Origin of the sequence: Thermococcus sp. 4557 (assembly GCF_000221185.1) — an archaeon.
Classification (GTDB): domain Archaea; phylum Methanobacteriota_B; class Thermococci; order Thermococcales; family Thermococcaceae; genus Thermococcus.
This window is the reverse complement of sequence record NC_015865.1, coordinates 794,927-807,525: the sequence shown is the minus strand read 5'-3', so window position 1 is coordinate 807,525 and position 12,599 is coordinate 794,927. Positions and strand designations below refer to the sequence as shown.

Genomic DNA, 12,599 nt, shown 5'->3' with positions numbered 1-12,599 from the left:
TCCGGCAGCCTCGCCGGAGGCGGTTGAGATGGGAATAAAACTCGATAAGGAGTACACTTTCACCCTGTGGGACGGAAAGGTCATAGTCAGGCCGAAGCTCGATATGAAGTATCTCTACATAGAGACCACAAGCCGATGCAACTTGAAGTGCGAGATGTGCTTTAAGCAGTACTGGGAGGACAGCGAGGGTGACATGGATTGGGAGCTTTTTCTCAAGATTCTCGATGATGCCGAGGAGTTCCCAGACCTTAAGCTGATATATTTTGGCGGAATAGGTGAGCCCTCGGTTCATCCGCGTTTCATGGACATGGTGCGTGAGGTCAAGAGGCGCGGCTTTGCCCTCGGCATGAGCAGCAACGGAACACTCCTTACAGACAGCATGCTTCGGGAATTCGCCGAACTCGGCGTTGAGCTGATATACTTCTCCATGGACACCGTCCCAACGGTTCAGAACGCAATAACCCTGGGGCATATCGCGGCTGCGGTTACCGCGGACAAGATAAAAAAGCTCGTGAAATACCGGGAGGAGGCTGGAACCCACAGGCCCAGCATAGGCGTCGAGGTCGTCCTGACGAAGGAGAACTACAGGGAACTGCCGGATCTTGCGAGGTACCTTAAAGAACTTGGCGTCGATGCCCTGCTTGTTTCGAACCTCCTTCCAATGACCGAGGAGCAGGTCGATGACATCATATATGACGGGAGCGTTGATGTGGAACCCATAGTGGACGAACTCTACAAGGTCGCCCACGAGGGCCTCTATGTGAAGATACCATACTTCGAGCTGAAGACCGAGAGGCAGTGTGATTTCGACGAGAACAACGTGGCCGTTATCCGGTGGGACGGAGAGGTTGCCCCCTGCTACCGCTTCCTTCACACATACTACGAGTACATCTTCGGCAGAAAGAAGAAGGTGAACGCGTACTCGTTTGGAAACGTCCGTGAGAAGAGCCTCGCCGAGATATGGACCAGCGAAAGATACACATGGTTCCGCTTTACAATGAAGAACTACATGTACCCCTCGTGTACTGACTGTCCCCTTCAGGACTCCTGTGACTTCGTGAAAACGAGCGACATCGACTGCTGGGGCAACGAGCCGAGCTGTGCCGACTGTCTTTGGGCCAGACGGATCGTTCAGTGCCCTATCCCCCAGTACATGTTCGGGAAGTTCTTCTGAGCGTTGAGGTTCACGTTCCCTGGAAATACCCTGTGGCAGACACTCCCCTAAGCTTCCAGGCGAGGACCGTGAAGGTGGCCACGCCGAGGAGAGCCTCACCCCTCACGCCGTTGAGCTCAAGGATTATGCCGTAGGGCACGAACCAGAAGGCCAGGAAGCCAATGGCGAGGGCATACTTTCCCCTCTCGTCCAGATGGGCTGGCATGGAGTAGAAGTGTAGCGTCACGAAGAGTCCCAGGAGGGACGTTATGGCCGGGGGCACAGGGGAGCGGGGGAGGGCGGTGAATATCAAAAACAGGATAAAAGAGGCCGAGAGGCCGTAGAGGAACGGATGCCCCCTGAGGAACACACCCTTAAATAGGGTTCCCCGTTTTATTCTCCTCGCCAGCAGGAGCAGGGAAATCGTGAGGATTACCGTGAGGAGGTACTGGAGCGCCGGCGGGTGGTAGGAGCCGAGAGAGACGAAAAAGGCCGTGCCCGACAGCAGAAATGACGCGGATGTAAGCAGGATTCCCCTCTTTCCAAGCAACCTCTCGTTTTGGAACTCTGGATAGAGGGCATCCACAACCATTATCGGAATGGTTATGCTCATCAGGGAGTGGAATATCGTCAGCCACACCGCCCAGACGGTGTTGACTCCCCAGGCTCTTCCATAAACACCCAGGATTCCAAGGTCGGGCCACTCCGGGTTGAACCAGGACTTTATAACGAGCCCTTCCTCAACGATGCCGTAGACGAAGCCCAGTAGCATGAGCCTAATGTAGTTCCTCCCCCACCGAACCCAGGCCTCGCGAACGAGGAGAACGCCCGCACCGTAGTAGGCCCACAGGAGCGGAAAGGAGAAGGGATTCGTGAGGACCTCAACCGGTGGAGTTGAACCGCTCAGCACTTCGGCGAAGATGGGCGAGACCAGCGAGAGGATTAAAGCCACCTTGGTTTTGGGGTTCATACGTGGACTACCTCTTATCCCGGTCTAACGTTATTTCATGAGGGAAGACCTTTTAAATGAAACTGCCCACGCTTTTCGGGTGACCTAAAATGAACTATCCCGAACTTGCGCTGATCGCGTTCATCCTCAGTATCGTCTTCTCAATAGGCGGCGTCGGCTCAGCGGTGGCCATCGTCCCGGTGATGGGCTGGCTCGGTGTCCCATTGATGAGCGCCAAGCCGACGGGTCTTTTCATAAACACACTCTCAATGCTCTCCGCGACTGCTAAAAACCTGAAACACGGCAAACTTGACGTTCGCTTCGGTCTCCCGATTCTCGTTACTGCGACGGTTGCCTCTCCCCTTGGGGCTTACTCCGGGAAGTTCATACCCCATCGCATCGTTCTCGCCGTTTTCGTACTCTTCCTCCTCTACTCTGGCACGATGATGCTCTTTTTCCGGCCCAGGAAACGGAGGGAAGGGGGAAACCACATCATTGAGGGCTCGCTCATCGGTGGAATAGCGGGTTTTCTGGGTGGACTCCTCGGCGTTGGGGGAGGCGGAATAATCAGTCCCGCGTTGATACTTCTTGGCTACGAGCCAAAGAAAGTTGCCTCGACAACGGCTTTAATTGTCTTCTTTTCCTCCCTCAGCGGTTTCCTGACCTACTGGGGCATGGGAACGTTAGACTGGGAACTGCTTCTGTGGGTTTCGATTCCCGCCATAGCGGGAGGCTGGCTTGGAACGCACCTGATGCACTTTAAGATGAGCTCCTCGCAGGTAAAAAGGATGATAGGGGTTATAATGTACCTTATAGCCCTAAAGACGCTCCTCGTGGCTATGGGTTGAAAACGCTCTTGAGACAAGTTTTTCGTTATTTTCCTGTCTTAGAGAGCCGGTGATCTGGTGGGGGGCCGTGAAACGGCTTCTCCCTTCATTCCTCATTGACCCGGAATACAGCGTCCCCTCACCCTTCCGGGGTGCTCTTGAGCTCCTCTTCGCTCAGATGGTTCTTGGGCATTATGGAATCAACGATTTCAAAGGCTTTTTTCACCACCCTCGCTTTTGCCACCCATTTCCTTAGATAGCTCTTGTCGGGGAATTCTATGGCATCACAGGGACAGAGCATGGCGCAGGTGTTGCATCCCACCATACAGTTGTAGGGCCTCGCAACGATGGGTTTTGCATTGTCTGTGTCCCATTCGAACACCCTTCTTCCGCACGTTACAAAGCAAAGACCGCATCCCGCACATTTGTCGTAGTTTATCCTCGGGTACCACTCTATATCCTTCCTGTCAACGCCCCACCAGGGGATGACGCTCAGGTCTTTGACTGGCCTTCCAAGGGCATCTTTCCCTATGACGGGAGCTTCTCCTCCGGACATTTTATCACCTCCATAGGGAGTTGCTCAGATTAGTTTAAAATAATTTTCATATGTTATTATTTTCAACTAAAAGTTCTGGACGAAGTTGCCCAGAAAGATTTAAATTATTTTCATATGAAATGTTATTGGTAAGAATGCTCTGCCTGAGGAACGTTGAGCACTCGCAAAACGGCAGAAGAATCCTCCGCTCAATAAACATGACCTTCAGGGATGGAATGAGCTACGCGATACTTGGCCCCAACGGCGCTGGAAAATCGACGATAGCTCGTATTTTGATGGGGGAGCTAAAGCCAACGTCCGGCCAGATTCTCCTAGATGGCGAGGATATAACCCGGCTGAGCGTTACGGGGAGGGCAAAGCTGGGGATAAGCATGGCCTGGCAGGAGCCGGCTCGGTACGAGGGCATAACCGTGAGGAACTACCTCACCCTCGGCGGGAAGCTTAAACTCGAGGAGGACGAGATAAGGGAAGCCCTTGAGCTCGTTGGCCTGCCCTACGAGCTCTACGTCCGCCGTTTTGTGGACAGGAGTTTGAGCGGCGGTGAAAGGAAGAGGGTGGAGCTCGCATCACTTCTCCTCCTGAAACCGAGGTACGTCATCCTCGACGAGCCCGACTCGGGCCTCGACATAACGGCCGGAGAGCTGATAGAGCGGGTTCTCGACTACTTCCAGAGGTGCGGTACCACCGTGATACTCATCACCCACCACGAGGAGATAGCGGCCAGGACCGACTTCTCATACTTCATCTGCGCGGGCAGACTTCTGAAGAAGGGCTTCTCGCGGGAGGTTGTTGACTACTACCGGAGAACCTGCGGGAGGTGCCTTCTAACGGGGATGGTGGAGAATGACGATAAAAATTGACCTCACTAGGGAATACGAGGCGCTGGTTGAGGCCTACCAGCGGGAAGGTCTCGATACATCTCTTTTCGGGGACAGGATAGCGGCGATAATCATCAGCGGGGACAGGGTCATCGGCCTCAACAACGTTCCCGGGGTTGAGATAAGGGGCGAGGAGATTGAGAACGGGGTTAGGGCTGAAGTTAAAATCACGGACAACGTTGAGCTTCCCTTCCCCATACACCTCTGCACGGGCTACCTGAAGAGCGAGGGCTACCAGAGGGTCATCTTTGACATAAACGTTGGCAAAAACTCGAAGGTCAGGTTCACGTCCCACTGCATCTTTCCCTACGCCAAGGACTTCACCCACGAGGCAATAACGAGAATAAAAATCGGGGAAGGTTCGAACGTGCTCTACGACGACGAGCACGTCCACGGCGAGGGCGTGAGGATGGTTGGCAGGACCGAAGTGAGCGTTGGCAGAGGCGCCCGCTACACGGGGAAGTTCACCCTGACAAAACATAGAGCGAAGGAGCTGAAGCTTGAGATGGTCGCGAGGCTCGGTGAGAGGGCCGTCCTTGAGCTTGAGTCTAAGGTGAAGGCGGTTAAGGACGACTCGGTTGAAATAAAGGAAGTCGCCTACCTGGAAGGGGCCCGCTCAAGGGCAAACCTGAGGAGCACGGCCATAGCCTTTGACAGGGCGAAGGTCAACGTCATAAACGAGGCCTACGGTTTTGGGGACTACGCGAAGGGGCACGTTGAGTGTCACGAAATCGTTAAGGGCGACGCCGACGTCCAGACCGTTCCCCTGCTGAGGGTGAAGAACGATAAGGCCGAGCTCACGCACGAGGCCTCGATAGGCAGGATAAACGAGGCCCAGCTCATTCAGCTCATGGCCAAGGGTCTAACAGAGGAAGAAGCGGCGGAGCTCATAATAAAGGGCCTCCTGGGGGAATGGTGATAAAGAAAAATCATTCGAGGAGCACGTGCTTCGCTGTTTTCAAACCCGTTACCAGCCATATGGTGAGGAGGAGCCAGTAGAGGGCGAAGCCGAAGCCGTCTATTACCCCTATCCCAAAGGCCGTGCCAACGTTGTGCGTTGCCCCCACGTAGGCCCCGAGGGGGAAGATGAAGGCCCACCAGGCGAGGCTGTAGGGCAGGGTGAGCCTCCTAATGTAGTATAGGGTCATTATGATGGCCATCGCCAGCCACCAGACGCCGAAGCCCCAGAGGATTAAACCGAAGGCGAAGAACGGTTCTTTGACCGTCAGGAAGTCGCTGGCCTTAACGAGCGCGTAGAGCGTTGAGGTTCCCGCTCCAATGGGACCGAGGTTTATCCACACCGCTGGGGCCATACCGCAGGGCATCGGCTCGTGCCTTATGAATCGGAAAAACACTATCGCGAACAGGCCGAGGTAGAGGAAGAAGCCCGCTCCCCATGCGAAGTAGTTAACCGCGTAGGCAACCTCCCTGGCAGTTCCCGAGAAGCTCGATATCAAAGCCGCACCGCTCATTGGAATCACAATCAGTCCTACGGGAGGAATGAACCACGCTGGGGTAACGGACTTGAGGTCTATCTCCCTCTCCACGAACATCAGGTAGGGAATGAGGAGGGCGAAGAATATCGTTAGAACCGCTCCCGGAATCCAGAACGCCTTTGCGATGGCGGTTTTCTTGAGTATAAAGAGATAATCCGCTGAGAGGACGAGCATGGCCACGGCTATCGTTCCGTAGAAGTGACACACAACAGGATGCTTGAGATCTTTTAGTGCGTTTTCCGTGTGCTTCACCCACCTGAGGAGCCAGGGGATTAGGAGGACGAAGAAGAGGAGCGTGTTGAAGTAGACTAGGAACTCTGCCAATCCACCCAGGGCCGAAATCCTCGATGAGTACGCTTTGCTGGCCAGGGCTAAGGCCCCAGTTCCCATGACGCTCGCGAACCAGCTCGGTGCGAAGTCCTTTACGCTTACCTTCATCTGCTTCACCTGAAATAAAAATCATATGAAAAATTTAAACGTTTCCTGAACCCATCGTTGAAAACCCTCTCAATGCCCGTGCTTCTCCCATCCTTCCCTTTCCTTTTCGCGCTCTATCTTCTCCTTCCAGTAGGGGTCAACCTCAAGGACCTGGTGAATGAACGCCTCGACGACGTCCCTGATTCTTCCGTAGGCACCAGTAACTACCTCTATACCAAGCTCGTTGAAGAAGGAGACCGCTTTGGGGCCCATTCCGTAGGCAAGGACAACATCTCCGCCGTGCTCCTTGACGAACCTCGGAAGGTCGCCGGGCCCGTGCTCCTCGAAGGGAACCTCAACGACCTTGGAATCCTTTATTTTGCCATCCTCCACCTCCACGAAGACGAAGTACTTCGCCCTTCCAAAATGCCCGCTAACTTCGCTTTCCAGGCCCCTGTCATCCATCGCTGGAACAGCTATTCTCATACCACATCACCCGTTTAATTGAAAATTTCTTCTCATATAAACTTTGTGCATAAGCACAAAAGACGTTACCGAGAGTGGGGGAGAATTCGCATGGTAGCAGGGATTAGCAATTAACTCCGTGAAAATGGCTCACATACCCACAAGGATTTTAACACATGAAACAAAAACAGATTTGTGATGGCAATGCCGACGATAATAATTGAAGGGCCCAAAGTCGATGTTGAAACTAAGAGGGAGCTCGTGAGGAGAATAACCAACGTAGTCAGGGAGATCTACAAGGTGCACCACGTGAGCGTGGTAATTCATGAGAACGAGCCCGAGAACGTGGGCGTTGATGGGGAGCTTCTAGCGGATATAATAGCAAGGAGAAAGGGTTAATCTGAGACTTTATAGCACTTGGAGGTGAAGACTTCTCCCCGATTTTTGTACTTCACGACATGATGAAGTCCAAAAATGCTATTAACCATCATAGCAATTTAATGTGGGTAGTGCCTATGAAAACGCTCGTTGTCTTCTACTCGCGGAGCGAGACGACTAAGAGGGTTGCTCAAGAAGTTGCCAGAGCCTTCAACGCGGATATTGACGAAGTCATAGACAAAAAGCCCCGTAAGGGGATTCTTGGCTTCCTCATAGCCGGCTATGACGCGACGAGAGGTAAAACCACAGAGATAGAGTTTGAGAAAGATCCTTCCAGCTACGACCTCGTGGTCATTGGAACCCCCGTCTGGAACGGTCGCGTGACTCCTGCCATAAGGACTTATCTACTCCAGAACAGAGAGAAGATTAGAAACGCAGCCTTTTTCTGCACGTGCGCTGGGAGGCCCGGAAAGTGTCTTGAGCAGATGGAGGAAATCCTTGGCAAGAGGCCCGTCCTCAGGAAGGTCCTGATGAAAAAAAGGCTGAAGGAAGGGATAAAGGAATTTGTTGAGGGGCTGAAGACCCTAAGTGGTTCTTGAGCTGTGTCCAAGAGTTAGATGAATAGAGTTGTAGGGAAACCGTTAAGATCTTGGAGCTAGTACCCCCAACAAGTGGTTTGGAATGGCCAACCCACGCTTGGGAAGACATAGATATAGCTTCAAACTGATTTGAAGCTTTTAGGATCCCTTTATGTTTTTAATGCAAGAATAGACTGGTAAGACGCTATGAGGAAATTGGGAGCCTTGATAATCCCCCATGAAAATTGCAATCGTAAATTTTGTGGTTTTGTTTTTTAGGATGTTTCCGTTCAGCCTGGAGCTGATGACCTCTCGCTTGAGGTGGTTTGATGTGAACAGGAACAAGAAGCCAACCACACCAGTTGCAACAAACGCAACTAGAAGCTGAAACGTAGCGGGCAATAACTACGATAACTCTCTCAAGGCAGCGATGTTTAGAGTGGGCGTGCTATGAGGTTTTTCTTTTTAGCATCATTCCCTGAATATCTCCCCCGTGACGAGGTCTATTCCTATCTTCCTGACCCTGAGCTTCCAGAGCTTCTCGGGCGCTCCACCTCCAACCTCTCTGTAACCCGCCATCTCGATTATTCCCATGTCCTCAAGGGCAGAGAGGTGGTAGTAGAGCGTTGAGCGGGGCATGTTGAGGCCCCTCTCCTGAAGGGCCTGGTATATCTCGTTCGTCCCCTTTATGCCATCGCTCAGGATTCTTATGATGCTCCGCCTCGGTTCGGCCATCAGGGATTTGAGCATCATCATGAGGTTCTTCAAAACTGCCATGTCACCCATCATCCACTTCGGCACCTTCACCACCGTTGATTATTACTCCCCCATCTTTATAAAATTACCGCTTTCGAGCGAGTTTAGCTCGAATGTTATAGAAAGCTTTATAAAGACTTTTGTGATATTACAAAACAGAGAAGACGGAGGTGATGGAGGATGTTTGGGATGGTGATACTCACCTACATCCTCGCGAGCGTGTTCGCGATAGCTGGAATGGGAGCGGCGGGGGTGCTCATACCCAACTACATAGCCATGGGACTGGGCGTTCACGCGGCCATGCTGCTCGGGCTGACGCAGAACACGGCGGAGCTGACCGTGGCAACCGCCATGAACTGGAAGAAGGGCCTCATAGAATGGAGGAAGGTTGCGAGGGTCTTCGTCCCCGCGGCGCTCTTCGTTCCTTTGGGGGCGTACGTGAACGTTCACATTCCGAGGGTTCTCGTGCTGGTGGCCTTTGCTCTGTTCCTGCTCTTCGCCCTCTACCGCATGCTCTCCAGCGGGATGGCGGAAGGCGGCGACGGCTGGAAAATCTACGCGCTCGGGGCCGTCGAGGGCTTCACCGCGGGCCTCATAGGCATGGACGCGGCGCCAATAGCACTCATAGCTTTCTCGTACCTCTTCAGAAACCCGAAGAAGGTCTCGGCGAACACGGCAGCCACTGCACTCGGAGTTTCGGGCGTTACCCTGCTGACGTACACTATCATACTCCCGAGGATACCCATAGCGATGGAAACCCTGGTGGCGGTGGGAACTGCTGGCTTTCTCGGCGGGATAACGGGCTCGCTCCTGATGCACAGGATAAAGCCACTCTACGTCCGCTACACGATGCTGGCAATACTCTCGCTGGCCCTCATTGAGATCGTGATGAAGATACTCACGGCGAACGTGCCCGAGACGCTCCACATGCTCAGCGTGGGGGCCGTGGTGGGTGCCTTCCTGGCCTTTCTGTACGGGATGGGAAGGCGCATGGCGAGAAGGCCCTCCCCCGCCCCGTGACCCTTTCGTTGTTTGAGCAAAAAGTAGGAGGTGGTTGAGATGCCGTTCGGTGTTCCCGGATGGAAGTGGAAGGTTGGAAGGTTTGGCTACGTGATGGAAAATGAGCCGAGCTACGAGGAAATTAAGGCAAAGGCGAAGGCACTGCTCGAGAAGGCCACGAAGGGGCCCGCGTGGCACTGCCGCTGCGGAACCTTCCACATCCCCCTGCTCGTTGACGGGGAGATAGTCGGAGAGCTCTGGGAGAACGTTGAGCCGAGAGAACTCGAAGTCGGCGCCTACTGGCACGGGAAGTGGGGGACGAAAGTCCAGCTCGTGAAGGACGGAAGGGTGGTGGGCCTCCTATGGCTCGCCTGAGCTTTTATTTTTCCAAACGGCGAATTAGGAGATGGTTGAGATGAAAATTGTAAAGTTCCTGAAGGAGAAGATAACATACATCGTCTTCACTCTCATCATCCTATCGAGCTACGCCGGTGTTCACCACAGGGATGCCTTCCTGTCCCTTAAATGGACGCTGCCGATTGCCCTCTTTATGATGCTCTTCCAGCCGATGGTGTTCATGGACATAAGAAAGGCGTTCACGACGAGAACCGAGATAAAGACGAAGTATCTCGTGGCATTGAGTGCCTTCTACGTCCTCCTCTTCCCAGCCTTGACGTGGCTTCTCATCAAGTTCTGGCTTGCGGTAATGCCGAACACTGACCCGAGGCTGCTCGCTGGGGTCGTGCTGATAAGCCTCGCTCCGCTCCCAAGCTCGGCGCCGGCATTCACGAACCTCGCGGGAGGGAAGTTCCAGCTGACGCTCGTCGGCGTCGTGTGGACGTTCGTCCTCTCGCTCTTCGTCATGCCGGTTTACGCCAAGCTGCTCCTCCACACGCTCATAAAAGTCCCCACGTGGCTGCTCCTCAAGTCGCTCGTCCTCTACATCATAGTGCCCCTCGTGGCGGGCCAGCTGACGAAGTACGCGGTTCTGAGGTGGAAGGGAAAAGATGCCCTCATGAAGCTCAAGGAGCCCCTCGTGGGTCTCTCGCTCCTCGGCATGTACTGGATGATAACCGTGGTCTTCGGCATAAACGGGAAGATGATAGCCGAGAAGCCAGAGATTATAGTCGTTGGAGCGCTCATGATGAACGCCTACTTCCTAGCGCGTGCGGCCGTGGCTTACTTCACAGGAAAAGCGCTTGGCTTTCCCCTGGAGCACATCATATCTCTCGTGTATTCGACCGGCTCCAACATGACCCTCGCGACTGCGATGGCCATAGGGACGTTTGGTTCTCTTGCGGCCGTTGGAACGGCCTTGGGAGGCCCCTTCAGCGACATGATACTCATGATACTCTTCGTAAGACTCTTCGCCAGCCTGAGGGCAAAGAGCGTGTCTGAAGCCATAAAGAGTTTTAACCTATGAACCTTAGTTCATTCAGGTGCTGAAGACATGAAGGCCATAGAAGTCGTCGGGCTCACCAAGTACTACGGTTCCTTTCTCGCCGTTGATAACGTGAGCTTTGAGGTTAAGAGGGGTGAGATTTTTGGGTTCCTCGGCCCGAATGGGGCGGGAAAAACAACCACCGTCAGAACGATTACAGGCGTTCTGAGGCCGAATTCAGGAGAGATAAGGGTTCTCGGCTACGACATGCTCGACGAGAGGGAAAAGATAAAGGCGAGGGAGAGAACGGGCATCGTCCCCGAGATGGCCAACCCCTACGTTGACCTGACGGCGATGCAGAACCTCAGGCTCATGGGCGAGCTCTACGGGATGGGAAGGGGGGAGATAGAGGGGCGCTCGGTTGAGCTCCTCAAGCTCTTCGACCTATACGAGAAGAGGAACGTGAAGGTGAGGGCCTTCTCTAAGGGCATGAGACAGCGCCTCATCCTCGCGATGGCGATGATAAGCGACCCAGAGCTTCTAATCCTCGACGAACCGACGAGCGGGCTCGACGTCCTGAGCGCACGCCTGATAAAGGACGTCATCCGCGAGGAGAAGCGGAGGGGGAAGACGATATTCATGACGACCCACAACATGGTTGACGCAAACGAGCTGTGCGAGAGGATTGGAATCATTAGGAAAGGAAAGCTAATAGCGATTGACACGCCCGAGAAGCTGAAGCAGCTGGTCAAAGGCAGTATCTCGGTTGAGGTCAGCTTTGAGCCGATGAAACTCGACCCCTCGGAGATAGCCTCCGCGACGAAGGTCGAGCTGATGGGGGACAAGGCGAGGGTTTTCACGAACGACCCCGACGCAACGGTTAAGGAGCTCGTCCACTATGCCGAAAAAAAGGGGTTGAAGATAGTGAGCCTCAAAACGCTGTCGCCCTCACTGGAGGACGTCTTCATCAAGCTGGTTGGTGAGGGAAATGATTGAGGCACTCAAACGTTCCTTCGCCATAGCGAAGAAGGACATGCGCATCTTCTACCTCAAGGGGCCGGTGGTGATAATGGGCCTTATCTTCCCCTTCTTCCTGTTCCTAGCCTTCATGATAGGGCGTAACCTCTCGGGTGGTCATCTCCTCGTTGGCCTAACGGCCATGACCGCCTTCTTCACATCCACCGCCGTTGGCCCCACGATAATCCCGTGGGAGTGCAGGGGAAGAACCTTCGAGAGGCTCATAACAGCCCCTGTTTCGCTGACGACGGTTCTCCTCGGCGACTTCCAGGCTTCCCTCTACTTCGGGCTTGCGATAACGTTCGCGATAGCGGTTCCCGCAATGCTCTACCTCTCAATCCACCCCTCTATCTGGCTCTTCGTCCTCGCCACCATCCTGGCTGTTGGCTGCTTCTCTGCAATGACGGTGCTCATGTCCTCTTATCCTCCCACGGACGTTCCCGCCGACGTCATGATGCTGTCGTCGCTCGTTAAATTCTCGCTCCTCTTCATCAGCGGCATCTTCGTCCCCATCGAAAACCTGCCCGCCTACGGCAGGTGGATTTCCCTCGTCTCACCGCTGACATACTACGTCGATGCCCTGAGGCATTCACTTGGCAATGGATATCTACCTGTGTGGCTTGACCTTTTAATGCTGGCCCTGTTTGGCTCTGTGTTCTTCTTCACGGGCAGTGCAATCCACAGAAAAGTTCTGGAGAGGAGGTTCACATGATATAGGAAAGTTTTCTCCCATATTTCAATTCTTTCAA

The 12,599-nt window shown here is 53.9% G+C and carries 16 protein-coding genes; 11 read left to right on the top strand and 5 right to left on the bottom strand.

Features of this window, described 5'->3' with window-relative positions; genetic code table 11:
- Positions 1-28: 28 nt before the first annotated feature.
- The gene (locus GQS_RS04200) at positions 29-1,174 is read left to right on the top strand and encodes a tungsten cofactor oxidoreductase radical SAM maturase (RefSeq protein ID WP_014012425.1); all 1,146 of its coding nucleotides are present in this window, start codon (positions 29-31) and stop codon (positions 1,172-1,174) included.
- 10 nt (positions 1,175-1,184) lie between these two features.
- On the opposite strand, the gene GQS_RS04195 is transcribed toward GQS_RS04200, so the two are convergent.
- Positions 1,185-2,123: a hypothetical protein gene (locus GQS_RS04195; RefSeq protein ID WP_014012424.1), complete on the bottom strand. Its 939-nt coding sequence runs from the start codon at positions 2,121-2,123 to the stop codon at positions 1,185-1,187.
- An 89-nt stretch (positions 2,124-2,212) separates the two neighbouring features.
- Between GQS_RS04195 and GQS_RS04190 the strand changes: the two genes are divergently transcribed.
- Positions 2,213-2,950, top strand: a complete 738-nt coding sequence (locus GQS_RS04190) for a sulfite exporter TauE/SafE family protein (protein ID WP_014012423.1) — start codon at positions 2,213-2,215, stop codon at positions 2,948-2,950.
- A gap of 118 nt (positions 2,951-3,068) precedes the next feature.
- Here GQS_RS04190 and GQS_RS04185 read toward each other — a convergent pair whose 3' ends face one another.
- The gene (locus GQS_RS04185) at positions 3,069-3,485 is read right to left on the bottom strand and encodes a ferredoxin family protein (RefSeq protein ID WP_014012422.1); all 417 of its coding nucleotides are present in this window, start codon (positions 3,483-3,485) and stop codon (positions 3,069-3,071) included.
- Positions 3,486-3,619: 134 nt separating this feature from the next.
- Between GQS_RS04185 and GQS_RS04180 the strand changes: the two genes are divergently transcribed.
- Positions 3,620-4,345: an ATP-binding cassette domain-containing protein gene (locus tag GQS_RS04180; protein WP_014012421.1), complete on the top strand. Its 726-nt coding sequence runs from the start codon at positions 3,620-3,622 to the stop codon at positions 4,343-4,345.
- The gene (locus tag GQS_RS04175; RefSeq protein ID WP_014012420.1) at positions 4,329-5,282 is read left to right on the top strand and encodes a SufD family Fe-S cluster assembly protein; all 954 of its coding nucleotides are present in this window, start codon (positions 4,329-4,331) and stop codon (positions 5,280-5,282) included. Before GQS_RS04180 ends, GQS_RS04175 begins: the two co-directional genes overlap by 17 nt.
- A gap of 10 nt (positions 5,283-5,292) precedes the next feature.
- Here GQS_RS04175 and tdt read toward each other — a convergent pair whose 3' ends face one another.
- Positions 5,293-6,297 (bottom strand): tellurite-resistance/dicarboxylate transporter, encoded by a 1,005-nt coding sequence (gene tdt / locus GQS_RS04170; RefSeq protein WP_014012419.1) that lies wholly within the window; start codon positions 6,295-6,297, stop codon positions 5,293-5,295.
- Between the two features lie 69 nt (positions 6,298-6,366).
- Complete coding sequence (locus GQS_RS04165; protein WP_014012418.1) at positions 6,367-6,762, bottom strand: NifB/NifX family molybdenum-iron cluster-binding protein; 396 nt, start codon at positions 6,760-6,762, stop codon at positions 6,367-6,369.
- 177 nt (positions 6,763-6,939) lie between these two features.
- Here GQS_RS04165 and dmpI point away from each other — a divergent pair, with 177 nt between their 5' ends.
- On the top strand, positions 6,940-7,140 hold the full coding sequence (gene dmpI, locus GQS_RS04160) for a 4-oxalocrotonate tautomerase DmpI (protein WP_238515818.1): 201 nt from the start codon (positions 6,940-6,942) through the stop codon (positions 7,138-7,140).
- Positions 7,141-7,256: 116 nt separating this feature from the next.
- The gene (locus tag GQS_RS04155) at positions 7,257-7,718 is read left to right on the top strand and encodes a flavodoxin (RefSeq protein WP_014012416.1); all 462 of its coding nucleotides are present in this window, start codon (positions 7,257-7,259) and stop codon (positions 7,716-7,718) included.
- 450 nt (positions 7,719-8,168) lie between these two features.
- Here the strand turns inward: GQS_RS04155 and GQS_RS04150 are convergent, their stop codons facing one another.
- Positions 8,169-8,507: a helix-turn-helix domain-containing protein gene (locus GQS_RS04150; protein ID WP_238515816.1), complete on the bottom strand. Its 339-nt coding sequence runs from the start codon at positions 8,505-8,507 to the stop codon at positions 8,169-8,171.
- Between the two features lie 126 nt (positions 8,508-8,633).
- Here GQS_RS04150 and GQS_RS04145 point away from each other — a divergent pair, with 126 nt between their 5' ends.
- The 5 genes from GQS_RS04145 to GQS_RS04125 are packed head-to-tail and all read left to right on the top strand — an operon-like array spanning position 8,634 to position 12,562.
- Positions 8,634-9,473 (top strand): sulfite exporter TauE/SafE family protein, encoded by an 840-nt coding sequence (locus tag GQS_RS04145; protein ID WP_014012414.1) that lies wholly within the window; start codon positions 8,634-8,636, stop codon positions 9,471-9,473.
- Positions 9,474-9,512: 39 nt separating this feature from the next.
- Positions 9,513-9,827 (top strand): hypothetical protein, encoded by a 315-nt coding sequence (locus tag GQS_RS04140; RefSeq protein ID WP_014012413.1) that lies wholly within the window; start codon positions 9,513-9,515, stop codon positions 9,825-9,827.
- A 31-nt stretch (positions 9,828-9,858) separates the two neighbouring features.
- Entirely contained in the window at positions 9,859-10,875 is a 1,017-nt protein-coding gene (locus GQS_RS04135; RefSeq protein ID WP_014012412.1) for an arsenic resistance protein, read from the top strand.
- A 27-nt stretch (positions 10,876-10,902) separates the two neighbouring features.
- Positions 10,903-11,829 (top strand): daunorubicin resistance protein DrrA family ABC transporter ATP-binding protein, encoded by a 927-nt coding sequence (locus tag GQS_RS04130; protein ID WP_014012411.1) that lies wholly within the window; start codon positions 10,903-10,905, stop codon positions 11,827-11,829.
- Complete coding sequence (locus GQS_RS04125) at positions 11,822-12,562, top strand: ABC transporter permease (protein ID WP_014012410.1); 741 nt, start codon at positions 11,822-11,824, stop codon at positions 12,560-12,562. Before GQS_RS04130 ends, GQS_RS04125 begins: the two co-directional genes overlap by 8 nt.
- The last annotated feature ends 37 nt before the right edge of the window (positions 12,563-12,599 follow it).

Bases quoted from the DNA above. Each gene is read 5' to 3' on its own strand.
- GQS_RS04200 (WP_014012425.1), top strand. From the start codon at position 29: ATGGGAATAAAACTCGATAAGGAGTACACTTTCACCCTGTGGGACGGA.
- GQS_RS04195 (WP_014012424.1), bottom strand. From the start codon at position 2,123: ATGAACCCCAAAACCAAGGTGGCTTTAATCCTCTCGCTGGTCTCGCCC.
- GQS_RS04190 (WP_014012423.1), top strand. From the start codon at position 2,213: ATGAACTATCCCGAACTTGCGCTGATCGCGTTCATCCTCAGTATCGTC.
- GQS_RS04185 (WP_014012422.1), bottom strand. From the start codon at position 3,485: ATGTCCGGAGGAGAAGCTCCCGTCATAGGGAAAGATGCCCTTGGAAGG.
- GQS_RS04180 (WP_014012421.1), top strand. From the start codon at position 3,620: ATGCTCTGCCTGAGGAACGTTGAGCACTCGCAAAACGGCAGAAGAATC.
- GQS_RS04175 (WP_014012420.1), top strand. From the start codon at position 4,329: ATGACGATAAAAATTGACCTCACTAGGGAATACGAGGCGCTGGTTGAG.
- tdt (WP_014012419.1), bottom strand. From the start codon at position 6,297: ATGAAGGTAAGCGTAAAGGACTTCGCACCGAGCTGGTTCGCGAGCGTC.
- GQS_RS04165 (WP_014012418.1), bottom strand. From the start codon at position 6,762: ATGAGAATAGCTGTTCCAGCGATGGATGACAGGGGCCTGGAAAGCGAA.
- dmpI (WP_238515818.1), top strand. From the start codon at position 6,940: ATGGCAATGCCGACGATAATAATTGAAGGGCCCAAAGTCGATGTTGAA.
- GQS_RS04155 (WP_014012416.1), top strand. From the start codon at position 7,257: ATGAAAACGCTCGTTGTCTTCTACTCGCGGAGCGAGACGACTAAGAGG.
- GQS_RS04145 (WP_014012414.1), top strand. From the start codon at position 8,634: ATGTTTGGGATGGTGATACTCACCTACATCCTCGCGAGCGTGTTCGCG.
- GQS_RS04140 (WP_014012413.1), top strand. From the start codon at position 9,513: ATGCCGTTCGGTGTTCCCGGATGGAAGTGGAAGGTTGGAAGGTTTGGC.
- GQS_RS04135 (WP_014012412.1), top strand. From the start codon at position 9,859: ATGGTTGAGATGAAAATTGTAAAGTTCCTGAAGGAGAAGATAACATAC.
- GQS_RS04130 (WP_014012411.1), top strand. From the start codon at position 10,903: ATGAAGGCCATAGAAGTCGTCGGGCTCACCAAGTACTACGGTTCCTTT.
- GQS_RS04125 (WP_014012410.1), top strand. From the start codon at position 11,822: ATGATTGAGGCACTCAAACGTTCCTTCGCCATAGCGAAGAAGGACATG.